The 14,831-nt window shown below is 58.6% G+C and carries 13 protein-coding genes and 1 pseudogene; 12 read left to right on the forward strand and 2 right to left on the reverse strand.

The features are described from left to right. Window positions 1–84 precede the first annotated feature (84 nt). Both J2887_RS08400 and J2887_RS08405 read left to right on the forward strand, forming a co-directional pair. A complete protein-coding gene (locus J2887_RS08400; protein WP_227175525.1) occupies window positions 85–612 on the forward strand; it encodes a hypothetical protein in 528 nt (175 codons plus the stop codon). Between the two features lie 724 nt (window positions 613–1,336). Further along, window positions 1,337–1,891 (forward strand): GNAT family N-acetyltransferase, encoded by a 555-nt coding sequence (locus J2887_RS08405; RefSeq protein ID WP_227175526.1) that lies wholly within the window; start codon window positions 1,337–1,339, stop codon window positions 1,889–1,891. Between the two features lie 158 nt (window positions 1,892–2,049). Here the strand turns inward: J2887_RS08405 and J2887_RS08410 are convergent, their stop codons facing one another. Together J2887_RS08410 and J2887_RS21830 are read right to left on the reverse strand one after the other, a co-directional pair. Beyond that, window positions 2,050–2,232, reverse strand: a complete 183-nt coding sequence (locus J2887_RS08410) for a hypothetical protein (protein ID WP_227175527.1) — start codon at window positions 2,230–2,232, stop codon at window positions 2,050–2,052. Between the two features lie 156 nt (window positions 2,233–2,388). Beyond that, window positions 2,389–2,526: pseudogene (locus tag J2887_RS21830) on the reverse strand (DUF4124 domain-containing protein); the annotation flags it as partial. Between the two features lie 449 nt (window positions 2,527–2,975). On the opposite strand from J2887_RS21830, the gene J2887_RS08415 reads away from it, so the two are divergent. The 10 genes from J2887_RS08415 (at window position 2,976) to J2887_RS08460 (ending at window position 14,805) form a co-directional block, all read left to right on the forward strand. Then, window positions 2,976–3,557 carry a YdcF family protein gene (locus J2887_RS08415; protein WP_227175528.1) on the forward strand — a complete coding sequence of 194 codons (582 nt, stop codon included), beginning with the start codon at window positions 2,976–2,978 and terminating at the stop codon, window positions 3,555–3,557. 52 nt (window positions 3,558–3,609) lie between these two features. After that, window positions 3,610–4,578, forward strand: a complete 969-nt coding sequence (locus J2887_RS08420; RefSeq protein ID WP_227175529.1) for an alpha/beta hydrolase family protein — start codon at window positions 3,610–3,612, stop codon at window positions 4,576–4,578. Between the two features lie 57 nt (window positions 4,579–4,635). Continuing rightward, a complete protein-coding gene (locus tag J2887_RS08425) occupies window positions 4,636–5,043 on the forward strand; it encodes a GFA family protein (RefSeq protein WP_227175530.1) in 408 nt (135 codons plus the stop codon). 408 nt (window positions 5,044–5,451) lie between these two features. Then, window positions 5,452–6,123, forward strand: a complete 672-nt coding sequence (locus J2887_RS08430) for a response regulator transcription factor (RefSeq protein ID WP_227175531.1) — start codon at window positions 5,452–5,454, stop codon at window positions 6,121–6,123. Beyond that, a complete protein-coding gene (locus tag J2887_RS08435; protein ID WP_227175532.1) occupies window positions 6,120–7,409 on the forward strand; it encodes a sensor histidine kinase in 1,290 nt (429 codons plus the stop codon). The genes J2887_RS08430 and J2887_RS08435 overlap by 4 nt, the downstream gene beginning before the upstream one ends. 66 nt (window positions 7,410–7,475) lie before the next feature. Continuing rightward, a complete protein-coding gene (locus tag J2887_RS08440; protein ID WP_227175533.1) occupies window positions 7,476–8,234 on the forward strand; it encodes a MipA/OmpV family protein in 759 nt (252 codons plus the stop codon). Further along, window positions 8,224–9,369: an efflux RND transporter periplasmic adaptor subunit gene (locus J2887_RS08445; protein ID WP_227175534.1), complete on the forward strand. Its 1,146-nt coding sequence runs from the start codon at window positions 8,224–8,226 to the stop codon at window positions 9,367–9,369. Before J2887_RS08440 ends, J2887_RS08445 begins: the two co-directional genes overlap by 11 nt. Next, window positions 9,369–12,530, forward strand: coding sequence for an efflux RND transporter permease subunit (locus tag J2887_RS08450; protein ID WP_227175535.1), 3,162 nt, complete (start codon window positions 9,369–9,371; stop codon window positions 12,528–12,530). Before J2887_RS08445 ends, J2887_RS08450 begins: the two co-directional genes overlap by 1 nt. Beyond that, window positions 12,494–13,612 carry an alpha/beta hydrolase family protein gene (locus tag J2887_RS08455; RefSeq protein WP_227175536.1) on the forward strand — a complete coding sequence of 373 codons (1,119 nt, stop codon included), beginning with the start codon at window positions 12,494–12,496 and terminating at the stop codon, window positions 13,610–13,612. The genes J2887_RS08450 and J2887_RS08455 overlap by 37 nt, the downstream gene beginning before the upstream one ends. Further along, window positions 13,609–14,805, forward strand: a complete 1,197-nt coding sequence (locus J2887_RS08460) for a serine hydrolase domain-containing protein (protein ID WP_227175537.1) — start codon at window positions 13,609–13,611, stop codon at window positions 14,803–14,805. Before J2887_RS08455 ends, J2887_RS08460 begins: the two co-directional genes overlap by 4 nt. Window positions 14,806–14,831 lie beyond the last annotated feature (26 nt).

Raw genomic sequence — 14,831 nt, forward strand, 5'->3', positions numbered from 1 at the left:
AATTAAATTCAATTGAGGCTCGTATTCAAGCGCTAGGCGCTTCTGTTATAAGGGAGCCGAATGCGGCTGGGGGGAGGCACTGGCATGTTGATTGGTAAGTCACGCGTACTACTGTTGATTGTTTTCTTCTTTGCTGGCTGCAAAACAACACAGACCGAAACATTGTCACGAAAACCAAATGAGGCTTGGTGGGTTTCTGAAACGTTTACGCCTAGTGAAGCTAATATTAAAGGAATTCCTGTAACGCAAATAATGCCTGATTGGAAGCTTGCATTATTGGTAAATGAAGATTATTTGGAGGAAAGGTTGTCGGAATCTCAATTCAGAGATATCCAAAAGTCAAAATTGAAATTCGATTTGCAGATAAACTTAGATGACACGGCAAATGAAGAAACAGTAGTTGTTGGCGTTTACGAAGCATCATCCGGTGAGAAAGGAAAATTCATAGCAATATTTCGCGATTCTAAGTTTATAAAGTTATTTTCAGATGCGGGGGATGCTGGGTATAGCTCAATTTTTTTAGAGGGAAATCAGATTCGGTGGTATAAGTGCATGGAATGCGGTGATTTTGATTCAATATTATGGACAGGCTCTGATTATGTGCTGCAATAAATATAACAAGTGACTACGGCGTCAACTGAACCAATCCCCCAATAGAATCGAAGGAAAATAGATTCCTCCCAAAAACCCAAGGGCTGCCACCACCCAGTGGCAGCCCGCTCAACTCCAGATGCTTCAACGGCGCAACGATGCTCCAGTAGCTCCAGAGTAGGCTCGCGGAGTGAGTGGGGCGCCCGGTTGGTACCGGCGCACCTAGTGCGTGAGCCTGTCTGGCATACCCCTACATGATGGCCTTCTGAGACCGCCCCTTACCGCCAAACAGGGTAGGGGGCGAAACCGTGCGGGTTGGCGAACCGGGAATAGGACCGGCAGCCCCGAAGGCCTCTCACACGGCCCGCTTCATAACACCGATCGTGCCTTGTTCTCACCATCCCTCACGCCCCCAACTTCCAAACTCTGTGAACGCCCTTGCCACACGGCGCAGAGCCATATAGCTTTTACCGAACACAACGTCATGAAGCACCGGAGGTTGGTCCTTGACTCGCCAGCAGGCCATTGCCGACCATGGCGACACTGTAGTGGTTCACGGATTCCGGAGCGATGACCGATCTAACACCGGATGCCCCCTCGAAAGGATGTGAGGAACAGCAAGTTGAACCTGGATCGCCTTCTCCCACCCGTTGTTCTGGCCGACCTGGTCATTGGGTATCCACTGTCAGTTGGGCAAAAGGCAAGACCTGATCCCGAAGCTACTCTAAAGGCCAGATAGACCACCATGAAACTGACAACCAAGAGATTCATTCTCCGGGATTTTAGTGACAATGACCTTCCGGAGTTCCTGGCATACCACGCTGATCCGCGCTTAAGGGAACTGTACGGCCCTGGAGAAAACACGCCAGAGCATGCCGCCGAACTTGTTCAGTTATTTAAAGCATGGGCCGCAGAGGAGCCCAGGCAGAATTACCAGCTCGCTATCATTCGGCTGGATGGCCCGTTAGTTGGCTGTGCCGGGCTTCGAATGAAGGATGCCGCTCCAGGCGAAGCCGAGCTTGGTATTGAGCTGGCGCCTGAATACTGGGGCCAGTTCGGTTATGCCGTTGAGATCATGAAGTGCCTGGTGGATTATGGCTTCAGTAATTTTGGCCTGGCCCAGATCATTGGTAGCACCGTCAGTGAGAACACAAAAATCGCTCGGTTGGCGAGCGCATTTGGCGCAACCGCGATAGAGCGTGACACTCCTGCGTGGATGGCAGCGAAAGGGTGGCGGCAGATCGAATGGCAAATCTCCCGATCGAAATGGAGTGAACGGCCTTCTAACGGGCGACTGTAATACTCCCAGGCCCCACCACCACCGGCCTTCACCAAAACCCCGGCGCCCCTCCCGGCACACACACCAGCATCTCTCACACCCCCCAATTCTCAAACTCTGTTGCACGCCCTTGCCACGCCACGCAGAGCCATATAGTGAGGTGGACCCAGCTGAGTTAACTAATAACTGTTTACAATGTTCTGTCGGCGGTCACGAAGGTTTGCCACTTCGGCTTCCAATGACCGGATGTCGTCCTGATAGCGTTGTCGCAGCACCTCCGCTTCCTTCGCCAGACTGTTCTCCCAGGTCGCCCCTGCGAGGTTGTTGTTGGCGTAGGCTTTTTCTCGTTGCCACCGGGCCAATGCAGCATCTCGATTCCGTCTGAGGTCTTCTATCTCGTCCTGTATTCTGGAGATGCGTCGATCAATCTGGGAAACCTCGCGCTCTCGTCCGCGTTGCTCTACGAAGGCCTCGCCAGCCTCAGTGCTTAAGCTTCCACCCACCATGGGTGTCGATCTAACCTCAACCTCCCGGGCATCGTCACCGCAGGGACGATCAGAGAACGTGAGTTGGCCATTCACCTTGCATTGGTACACGGCGCCATAAGATTGTAGTGAGAGGGCTGTAAGGGATATGAGGAGTAAAGTCCGTTTCATTGTTCCACCATTGAATTAGCGTACTGAAATCATTCTTCTATTTTCAGTAGCAACCTATTGCGCCTCAACGATTAAGTAAAGATCGAAACGTAACATACTGGAAAATATTCGCTTTCGGTGACGGTTTGGGTCGCTCGTCAAGGGGCGTTCAAGTTCATTCGAAATGAGCCCTGATGACCGGTATCGTATCGAAACGCTGGCGATGAGTTCATACGGGACCGTGGTCAGGCCTACCTGTCCAGCAGCTCAGCTACGGTCTGGGCAACTGAGCTAGCAGGCACGTTTCGGCTATGCGTTCGAGAACGATCCCCGATTTCCCCGGCAGGTGATATTCTTAATTACCCCAAAGAGCGGCCAGCCCCGAGGATTGTAGCCTTGACCGGATCACCGGTTGGCCTGGTATAAGAAAACACGGAACGAATACGAGGTCTCGCTTCAGTTGGTGAATTATGAAAATAACAAGGTGGTTGTTGATTTTTAGCTCATTGGTTTTGGCGTTACTGCTTTATGTTGCATTTTCAATTTACCTTTACTCATCGAAATCGTCCGGCATGAGTGCTGATGCTGCCATTGTTCTCGGTGCTGCCGTCTGGAATGGAAAACCATCCCCGGTATTTCAGGAAAGAATTAATCATGCAATAAAGCTATACCAATCCGGGCAGGTCAAGAAAGTGGTGTTTACGGGCGGGGTTGGAGTTGGCGACAAAAAGTCTGAAGCTCAAGCGGCGAAAGAGTATGCGGTAAGCCACGGGGTGCCTGCTCGAGATATCCTGCTTGAGGATAGATCAACGATCACACAGGAAAACCTGGCATTCTCATCGCCGTTACTGGCCGCCAATGGCCTTTCTGTGGTTTTGATTGTGAGCGACCCTCTTCACATGAAGCGCGCAATGACAATGGCTGATGATCTTGGCCTCAATGCCTTGCCGTCACCTACGGAGACAAGCCGGTATCAGTCCTATAGCTCAAGAGGCAATATGTTGTTTTCAGAGACGTATTTCTACATTGGCTATAAGCTCAGGCATTTTTAGCTTCAGACGAAGTCCGAGCTGGTAGCCAAGCAAGCGTATGCGGATGGTGACTATGAAGAAGTGGCTTTTGCTGATCGCAGTCTCGTTTTTTATGCCAGGCATTGCGTTCTGTTCGGTAGGTTTTTCGTCTTTACTGGATGCCTCTGATTACGCTCGCCCTCTTCTGCTCTCGATATGGTATCCATCTGAAGCCGATCAGCTTGATGTTGTTGGAGGAAATGCCGTATTTCGGGGGGAGTACGCTGCGCTTGATGGCCCGCTGGTTGGGAGACACCCTCTCATCGTGATCTCTCATGGTGGCTTGCGATCTACCAATGATTCTGGAGCGTGGCTTGGTGCTGCTTTGGCGAAAGCGGGCTTCATCGCTATTGAGGTTAATGCGCCACGTCCGGAAACCCCGGTAGTCGCCGTGAACGAAATATGGCAGCGTCCGCGCGATGTAAGTCGTGCCCTCAGTGCGATTCTGGACAGTCCAGTCTGGGCGGAGCATGTTGATCAGAAAAAGGTTTTCGTTGTTGGTTTTGCCCTTGGCGGAACAGCGGCCTTGTCGGTTGCGGGCGCTGAATTAGACGCAGGAAGCTATTATCAATCCTGTGCTGATGCCGGCCCGGTAGGGGCGGATTGTACATGGTACGCTTCCCATAACGTCGCGTTGAACCAGCTTGATCAGGACGGCTTTGATAAGCCCGGGCACGACGATCGCTTTGCATCTGCGGTATCGATTGACCCCGAGTATCTGGAGGCGTTTTCGCAAGGCAGCGGACCACCGTTAATTCCAACGCTGTTGATCTCTCTGGGCAGCGAAGAACGCAAGACGAGCAACCTGCCGCTTGTTGAGAATGACCTGATCGACAAGGCGACCCGCTCGGATGGGTTTGCCGTGTGCACCGACAGAGGACCTCACATCTTGCTTGAGGAGGAAGGCGATGCTGCTCTGTGTGGCGTGTCTCCAGAGGTTCGTGCTCGCACTCACACACAGATCGTCAATAAGATTTTATCTTTTCTGGCCCGTAGCCTGTGATGGTGGCCATTCAATCGGATATGTTGGTTAACACAAACAAAAATCAGGGAGAGCGAAGTGACCACAAAACATCAAGGGGCCTGTCTTTGCGGGGATGTCCGGTTTGAGCTGGAAGGCGACTTCCAGTCGTTCTATCTCTGCTACTGCCAGTGGTGCCAGAAAGACACCGGTTCTGCCCACGCTGCCAATCTGTTCGCCGCGGCATCGGTACTGACCTGGGTCTCTGGCCGCGACCGCGTCAGGACCTACCGGCACGCCAGCACCCGACATGCCCGGAGCTTTTGTCAGAACTGCGGATCAGCCGTGCCCACGGTTGCCGAGGAACTGGGATTAGTGGTGGTGCCTGCGGGCTCTCTTGATGGTGCGGTCCCGATTGCAGCAACCGCCCGATTGTTTGTCTCCCGGCGGCCGGAGTGGTGTCAGCAACTCGAGGCGGTGCGGGGTTTTGACGCCTTGCCGGAGTAGGCGTTCTGCAGATGCCAGCGGCTGACCCTGCGGAGCCGTTGGCTCCCGCCTCGAGGCTTGATTTGAATCAAGAATGGTTGCGGTAGCAGTCTGTGCAATGGCGAATCGTTGTTATGCTTTATTGAGGGAGTCTTTAAACCGTTCTTCTCTGAGTCTGCTGTCCACACGGGGTGGCGTTGTGCAGTCACACAGGCGCATGGCGACATTCTGGAGGTGCATATGCACGCCCACCGCAGACGTTCCTCACAAGGCCAGTTTGCGCTGAAAGTAACTGGGCTGATGGTGATTGCCGCGCTGTCTTTTGCGATTCCCCTTCTGTTCATTTGAGGAAGCTCCTTGAGCCTCCTTAATTCCCTGTTAAGGTCCAACGGTTTAAGCTAACCCTCTGTTCACCCATCACTGGCTGCCATGAGAATACTGATTGTCGAGGACGACCGGGATCTGGCGTTGGCCATGTCCGAGTATCTGGAGTTGCATCGTATTGAATGTGATTTTGCCTACAACGGCACCAGTGCGATCAATCTGGCTTTGCAGGGAGGGTATGACAGTCTGATTCTCGACAACATGCTGCCCCGGGTGACGGGAATTGAGGTGTGTCGGCAGTTGCGGGCTCAAGGGGTGGATACACCGATCCTGATGTTGACCGCCTGCGATACCGATGCCGACCAGCTGGAGGGCTTCGGTGCCGGTCTCGACGATTACGTGACCAAGCCCTGTGCCATGCCGCTGTTGCTGGCACGATTGAAGGCCCTTTATCGGCGCCAGCATCCGGAGCGGGACCGTCTACAGATTGCAGACCTGACCATCTACCCCCGGGAGCATCGCGCCAGCCGTGGTGGCTACCCTCTCAAGCTGGCGCCGACCAGTTGGCGCATTCTGTTGTTGCTGGCCCGTCGATCGCCGGCGGTGGTGTCAAAGGCCGAGATCGCTCAGCATGTCTGGCCGGATGATGAGGTGGAGGAGGGCACGCTCAATGTGCACCTGCACCAGCTTCGCAAGATCGTTGACAAACCGTTTGAGCGTCCCTTGATCCAGACTCACGTCGGTGTCGGTCTGGCGCTGACGGCGGAGGCGCCATGACCGGCTCCGAACGGCCAGTACCGGCGGTTCGAAGCCTGGCCGCCCAGTCCCGCCGTCAGTTGATCTACCTGGCTTTGGTGATTTTTATCAGCCTGATCGCGCTGGTGGTCACCTTCAGCTTCTATCAGGTGGGCCAGGCCAGCAAGAGTTATATGCGCTCCGAGGCACTGGTTCTGGAGCGGGCCCTGGAAGAAAACCCCGATTACACCTTACCTCGAACCCCCTCATTCAGTGCCTATCGAACCTGGGAAAGCATTCCGCCGGAGATTCGCGGGCTGTTCTCGCCGAACCGGATTCAGCCGTCGGAGCCGATAGAAATCCTGCGCCGGAACCGCGAGGGCGTTCGTGAGTATGGCGCCCTGGTGTACTCGAACGAGCGGCAAACCGGTGGCATCTATCTGATCGAGTTTGAGCCTGCGGACAAGATTGACGCACTGATCACCGACCTGTTCCGTCAGACCCTGATCGATGCAGGGCTGATTGCCGGATTGTTCATGCTGGGCCTGTTTGTGGTGATCTCCTGGCTGTTCAGCAACGCCCTGAAGCCACTCAATTTGCTCGTGGAGTGGTCGGCCCGAATCAAGCAGGACCCGGACGCCGGGGCGGACGCCCGTTTCGCCATCAGCGAACTCAACGAGATTGCCCAGCATCTATTGTCGACCCTTGCGCAGTTGCGGGCCAACAACGAGCGGGAGCAGCAGTTCCTGCGGCACGCCAGCCATGAACTGCGAACGCCGCTGGCGATCATCCAGGCCTCCCTGGATACCCTGGCGGTTCGCACCGCCACCGATGATCCGGGCTATCCCGCCCTGGAACGAGCCCGTCGCGCCAGCGCCAATATGCTGCTGCTGTCCGAGGCGCTGTTGTGGCTGGCCCGGCAGTCATCCAGACCGGCCACCCGGTCTCCGGTGAATCCGGCAGCCCTGTGTGAGGGGCTGATGGCAGACATGCGCTATCTGATCGAGCATAAGCCGATTGAGGTAGAGCTCCATAATCAGGCCGATGTCATTAACATTGAAACGGACCTGTTCCGGATCGTGCTGGCAAATCTGATCCGCAATGCCTTTCAACACGCGGCGGCTGGCACCATCACCCTGTCGGTCACCACCACGTCTGTGACCATCGTAAACCCGGTGGAGCGTGACAGCGTGCCCGCGGATGCCTGCTTTGGGCTGGGGTTGCAGCTGGTGGAGCGTATTGCCGACAAGCTCAGCTGGCAGTTCTCATTCGTTCAACAGGACGCCCAGGCCAAGGCCACCCTGTGCTGGGCAGAGCATATGCCTTAAGGCCCTCTTAATAGCCACTGTCTGACAATAGCTCCAGAGACATCGACTGAATCTGGAGCAACCAAATTGAAGACTCTTTCTGCCTCGACTCTTGCGTTCTCCCTCCTGACTACCCATTCCATCGCCAGCCTTGCCGACTCGCAGGAGGACAGCGGCGAGCTGGCGGTTGGCATTATTGGTTTCAGTGAGCCGTCCATTTACACCGGTGGTGAGCGAAGCGACAACCTGCTGCCATACCTGGCGTGGGAATCGGACAACTGGTTTTTTCGCGACTACACCCTGGGCAGCTACCTGGCGGGAGGTGACAGCTGGTACCTGTCCGCAGCGCTGGGCTATGACGTTTTCGGCGATGTGAACCGCGGCGACAGCCCGCAGCTGAAAGACATGAAGGAACTGGACCCGGTCTACAGCGCGGTGTTCAGTGCCGGCCTGTTCGGCTCGTTGGGCTACCTGAACCTGAGTTATTGGCAGGACATCTCCGACAACCATCGGGGCGGGTCGACGGTATTGCGCTACAGCCTGCCGCTGGAGGCACAGCGATGGACGATAGAGCCCCACCTGTCAGTCACCTATGCCGGCAGTCAGGCAGCCAGGTACTACCTGGGGGTTGAGGCCGACGAAGCCAGGGCCGGACGCCCCGAGTATCGTCCGGATCAGGCCCACCACTACCGGGCCGGCATCAACGTCAGCCGCCTGTTTGGCCGTTCCCACCGGGTGCTGTTTGACCTGAGTCATCGCCGCTTCTCAGGCGAAATTGAGGACAGCCCGATTGTGGACCGCAATACCACCTGGGCCGTCAGCGCCGGGTATGTGTATGAGTTCTAGCATCCGACGTGGCGCCCGCTGGCTGACGCTGATGGCGGCCGTTGCTGTGCTCATCGCCGTGATTATGCTGCTTGGCGCGGTGGAGGATACCGCCGATGTGACACAGGCCGGGGCGGTATCGACTCCCCCGGTGGTGACCGTAGAGCCGCTATCCGTGGGTGACCACCAGGCACGGGTTGAGGTGCTTGCGGAGGTAAAGCCGCGCTGGAATGCTGACCTGAACGCCGAAGTGGGTGGCCTGGTGGTCAAGGTCGACGACCGCGCCCTGGCGGGCAATCGCGTTCAGCAGGGAGACCCGCTGGCGGTGATCGAAGACACCCGTTATCAAGCCGAGCTTGCGGAGGCCGAGCAGCTCTTCCGTGAGGCTCAATTGGCCGCGGAACAGGCGGAGTACGCCAGCCGGGTCGCCCGCAGGCAGTTCAGCCGCGCCGGTGAGCAGCCGCCCAACGACCTGGCACTGCAGTTACCCCAGCTGGACATCGCCAAGGCGGCGGTCGACGCTGCCCAGGCCCGCCTCAACCTGGCCCGGCGCCAATTGCGCCAGACCGTAATACGGGCGCCCTACAGCGGCTATGTGATCCGTCGCTACGTCAGCCCGGGCCAGATGGTGATGACCGGTGATCCGGTGGCCAATCTGATTGGTGATCGCCACCAGGACATCGAAGTGCGTCTGAGCCGGGCCCAGTGGCAGTTGCTGGCCCAGCCCCTGGCGGGGCAGTCGGTGGCGATTCTGGATGACCAGGGCGAGCAGCTGGGCAAGGCCGTGGTGCGACAGGCCGGTGGCTACCTGGATGAGATAACCCGGCAGTACGTTGTACATCTGTCTGATCTGGTGCTTGAGCAGGACGAGTCCCGGGTACTGGTGGGCGATCTGGTGACCGTTCGTTTTGATGGTCGCGTGGTGAGCAACTCCCTCAGCATTCCAGCCACCGCGTTAACGGCGGAAGGGGCATTCTGGTGGGTTGAGGGGGATGACATCCTGGCCAAGAGCCCGGCCAGTGTGGTCGCCCGTCTGGAGGACCGGGTGCTGGTGCAGGCGCCAGAGGCGAGGGCGCAATGGCAGGTGGTGGCCTTGCCGATGGCCTCTTACTTGCCGGGCCAGCGGGTCCGGCCCCGTGTCAGGGAGGTACGGTAATGCACGCACTGACAGGCTGGTTCCTGCGTAACCCGGTTGCCGCCAATCTGTTGATGGCGTTCATTCTGTTCATGGGGCTGGTGACCCTGGGGACTATGCGGATTGAGGGCTTTCCCCGTATCGAACCGGACAGCATCGTGATCACCACCGAATTTCCGGGGGCGCCGCCGGAGCAGGTCGACGCCCTGGTCAGCCAGAAGATCGAAACCGCCCTGGAGGGGCTGGAGGGCGTGCGCAGCCTGTCGTCGGTGTCAGAGGCGGGGCTGTCCACCATCACCGTTCGGCGGGCCGGTGGGCAGGACCTGGACAAGTTACTGGACCGGGTTCGCCTGCGCATGGACGGGGGGATTGATCTGCCGGCCAGGACAAAGCGGCCGAAGATTGATGCCAGCGGGTTCGACTATCCGGCGCTGTACATCAACCTCTATGGCAACACTGACCAAAACACCCTCCACGAACTGTCCAAACGATTGAAACAGGCGCTGTTGGTGGAACCCGAGCTGTCCCGGCTCACCGTGTGGGGGTTGCAGGAGCGCGAACTGCGCATCGAGGTGGATTACCAGAAGCTCCAGCGCCTCGATCTGTCCGTTGCGGATGTGATGGAGCGTATCCGTGCCAGTTCACTGGAATTCCAGGCCGGCTCACTGCGTACCCGGGGCGGGCAGATCTACATCAAGGCGGCGGACCAGGCGACTTATGCGCCGGATTATGGCGCCATTGCCATCGTCTCCGGGGACAATGGCGATTTGGTATCGCTGGCGGATGTTGGCGTGGTGCGGGACGGTTTTGTCGAGGGCGACGAACTGTTCCGCTTCAACGGTCAGCCCACGGTGGGCATGGAAGTGCTGGTTGGCCACCGGGAGAACCTGTTGCGGATCTCCGAAGTCACCCATCGGGTTGTTGAGGCGTATCGTCGCCAGCTGCCAGCGGGCATCGAAGTCAGCATCTGGGGCAACAGCGCCGATTACATCGCCGACCGGCTGGCGCTGTTGACCGACAATGGTCTTCAGGGACTGTTGCTGGTGTTGCTGATCCTGGCTCTGTTCCTGAACGTCAAACTGGCGTTCTGGGTGGCGATGGGGATTCCGGTATCGGTGTTGGGGGCGATTGCCGTGGCCGGCACCGACTGGGTCGATTACTCCCTCAATGACATCACCACCTTTGGTTTCATCATCGCCCTCGGCATCCTGGTGGATGACGCGGTGGTGGTGGGGGAGAGCGTGTTCGAGCAGCGGCGGCTGGATCGGCGGCATCCGTTGATCGCCACCGAAGCCGGCGTGGCGCGGGTGGCGGTGGCCACGGTGTTCGGCGTACTCACCACGGTGGCCGCGTTCTTCCCGATGCTGATCCTCGACAATCCGCTGGGCAAGGTGCTGGCGGGGTTTTCGGGCGTGGTAATCCTGGCTTTGCTGTTTTCCCTGGTGGAAAGCAAGTTGATTCTGCCGGTTCATCTGGCTGGCATTGATCTTGACCGCGCGCCATCCGGACGAGTGGCCCGTGCCTGGGGTGCCCTGCAGCGGCTTGCCCAGGGTGGCCTGGTGGCGGTGCGGGATCACCTCTATGTGCCGGTGCTGGCATTGGCGGTGCGTCACCGCTACGCCGCCCTGGTGCTGTTTGTGGCGGTTGCGGTGTTGGTGTTGGGGCTGACCATGAAGGGACAGGTGAGGACGGTCTTCTTTCCCGAGGTGCCCGGTCAGGTCATCAGCATCAACCTGGAAATGGACCCCAGGGCCCCGTTTGAGCTGACCAGGAACAATGTGGAGCAGATCCGCCAGGCCGGTGAGGTGGTGAATGGGCGTCTCCAGAAGCAGTATGGGCTGGCCGTTGCGCCAATACGCACCGTGTTTGAAGCCATTATCGGTCCCGAATCGGCCCAGCTCTACGCCGAGCTGACGCCGGTGTCCGAGCGCCCGGGGGTTGACCCGCAGCGCATCATCCAGCAGTGGCGACAACAGCTTGGCACCTTGGAAGGGCGTACCGAGCTCTCCTTCAGTGGTGCCGAAGAGGTGGGTGGCGGCTTCCAGATCAAACTGGCCAGCCATGATCCGGTGGCGCTGGCCTCGGCCAGCAAGGCTCTCAGGCGCCATCTGGAGAGCCTGGATGGCGTCCACAACCCCCGGGACTCGATGGTGGAGGGGCAACGAGAGCTGAGAGTGCGGCTTCGTCCCGCGGCCAGAAGTCTGGGGTTTGACCAGCAGAGCCTGGCGGTGCAGCTCGGTTACGCCTTTGGCGGCGCGGAGGTGCAGAAGCTCCAGCGTGGTGACACCGAGCTGAATGTGGTGGTGGTGCGTCGTTCCGGGCAGCGCAACAGCATTGACGACCTGATGAGCAGCTACATCCGCAGTCACGATGGCCAGTGGGTCATGCTGTCGGCGATTGCCGAGATCGAGTCGGTGTTGCAGCCCACCCGGATGGCGCGGGAGAACCGCAAGCAGGTCAATCGGGTATACGCGACCATTGATCGTAACGTGGTGGCGCCGGAGGAAGTCGCCCAGAGCGTCATGACCCAGCTGGTGCCCGAGCTGCGCCAGGCCCATCCGGACCTTGAGGTCACCCTGGCCGGTGGGCTGGAGGAGATGGGTGAACTCCAAGGTGGCCTGAAGAAGGCGCTCTGGCTGGCGGTGGTGCTGATCTACGTGTTGATGGCGGTGCCCCTGAAGTCCTATGGCCAGCCGTTCATTATTCTCGCCATCATTCCGTTCGGGTTTGTGGGCGCCATTCTCGGCCACCTCTATCTGGGGCTGGCGCTGTCGCTGCTCTCCCTGTTCGGCATGCTGGCCCTGGCCGGTGTGGTGGTCAACGACAGCCTGGTGCTGCTGAGTCGCTACAACGACCTGGTGGCAGATGGCATCGCACCCGCCGAGGCGATTCAACAGGCAGCCACCAGCCGTTTCCGCGCCATTTTCCTGACCACGGCGACCACGGTGATCGGGCTGGTGCCGCTGCTGTCGGAAACCTCCGAGCAGGCCCAGTATCTCAAACCCGCGGCTGCGTCCCTGGCCTTTGGTGAGCTGTTCTCGACGGTGTTGATGCTGTTCCTGGTGCCGGTGCTGATCGCCATAGCCCAGGACCTGCCGGCGCGCCGTCACCCTGCAGCCATGTCCCACAACCAACCGGAGTTGCCATGTCGACCCGCATCGTCACCACCCACGAACCCATGACTGTCCGTTGCAAGTGGCGGCTGGGATCGGCCCTGGCCCTGATTCTGCTGGGGCTGGCCATGGTCATACTGCTTGCCGGTGAGGAGAGCTTTGTGCGCCAGGACATCCGTTTTGAACACGACGGCAATCAGCTGCAGGGCGTGCTGGTGATGCCAAGAGGCGATACCGCGCCCAGAGCCTGCATGGTGTTTGTCCACGGTTCGGGAAACATCCCCCGTGATGCCTATGGCTACTATGCGCCGCTGTGGCGGCTGTTTGCCCGGCAAGGCTGGTGTTCGCTGGCCTGGGACAAACCGGGGGTCGGTGATTCATCCGGCGACTGGCGACACCAGTCCATGGCTGATCGGGCTGCGGAAGTGTCCGCTGCAATTGATTTCCTGCGGGAAAGCCGCGGTCTCGGGAAAGGGCCGGTGGGGTTGATCGGGTTCAGTCAGGCGGGATGGGTGCTGCCCAAGGTCGCCAATCAGCGGGATGACGTTGCCTTTGTGATCTCGGTGTCCGGTGCCGTCAACTGGATGGCGCAATCCCGCTATTCCGGCCGCCAGCGTCGCCTCGCCGAAGGCCTGAATGCGGCACAGATCGCGATTGAGGAAGCCGCGTCTGCCCGCGTTGACACTCTGATCCAAAGCGGAGCCCCATACTCGGAGTACCTGGCGCTGGTTGCTGGGGAGCCTGACCAGGAGCCCATGAGCGAAGCCTTCTGGGGGTTTGCCCAGCGTAACTGGAGTGCCGATGTGCGTGATGACCTGCACCGGCTCCGGGTGCCCATGCTGGCGCTGTTCGGTTCCCACGATGCCTACGTTGATCCGGTGGCCAGTTCTGAGGCCTACCGTCAGGCCCTGGCGCGCTCGCAGGCGCCGTTCTTCGAGATCGCCATTATCGACGGCGCCGATCACAGCCTGATGCCGACCAATGAAGTAAAGCCGGCGCACGAGGGCATGGCCGCGTGGTGGCTGTTGCTGAAAATCTGGTTTGGTGGCGATGACCTCTACGCCGACGGCATGAAGGCGCGGTTGGAGCAATGGCTTGGCCGGTTCCCGGAACCACCGGCCGACGCAATGGTCCGGGGTGAGTCGAGATGAAGGTGGCGCTGGTGCTGGCTGGTCTGGTGTGCCTGTTGATCGGGGGCTTTCTGTATCTGGAGTACCGGGCGCTCAGTCTCCCGGAGCTGCCTCCGGTGGTTGATGCCAGGGTAAGCGATACCGAAAGACTTCAGTATCTGGATGAGTGGGTCGATCAGTTGGCGGAGGCCGGCAAGTTCAATGGTGCGATACTGATCGCATCCAACGGTCGCGTGGTGTTCGAGCGTTATGTGGGGGCTGCCGATTTGACTGGTCGCCCGATCACGGCAGAGACCGTGTTTAACCTGGCATCCGTATCAAAACAGTTCACTGCCTTTGCGGTATTGCTTCTGGCCCATGAGGGTCGCCTGTTCCCTGATGATTCGCTGGGCAAGCACATTCCCGAGCTTGCGAGCGTTGGCCGAATCACCCTGAATCACCTGTTAACCCATACCTCCGGTTTGCCGGATTACGCGCTTGACAAGGACCTTGCTGAGCGGATGGAAAGCAGTGGCAGCGTGCTCACTCCGGCGGCGCTGATCGGATGGTTGCAGCAGCCTGAGCAGGCTCCGGTGTTCTCTCCAGAGGCTCATGAGAACTACTCCAACACCAATTACGTATTGCTGGCGGAGGTGATCGCCCGGGTTACCGGCCAATCGTTTGCCGATTTCATGCAGACCCGGCTGTTTGACCCGCTGGGTATGGAGCGCACCGCGGTCGTCAACCGGTTGCGCAATTCCCATCGGTTTGAAAACAGGGCGTATGGATTCCGTAAGCAGTACTTTTATGTCGGTAAGAACACGCCCTACGATCTCAATGCAATGGATGGGACCGCCGGTGATGGCAATATCTACGCGACTGCTCGCGACCTGGTTACCTGGGACGCATCGCTACGGGCAGGGACCCTGTTGCCTGTTGAGGTCTACCACCAGGCCTATCAACCGGTTCGATTGAGTAACGGTGATGTGGTCACGGAGTCTGTGCTTGGCAACACATTGCAGCCGGGCCTGGGTTGGAATGTCCAGGATTTCCCGGTGGTGACTTCCTATGGGCGTTGGCAGGGTTTCTCCAATTTTTACTGGCGGGACCTGGAAACGGGGCGGGTGCTGGTGTTGCTGACAAATTCCGGATTTTTCCTTCGAACCGCACTGATTGGCGAGAGGCTGGTGGAGATCGTGGAATCCGTGGAAGGGTCTGGAGTGATAACACCGTAACCAGCCTGCGGTTGGCAACGCCCTCC

This window comes from Marinobacter sp. CA1, from assembly GCF_020546665.1.
Lineage (GTDB): Bacteria > Pseudomonadota > Gammaproteobacteria > Pseudomonadales > Oleiphilaceae > Marinobacter > Marinobacter xestospongiae.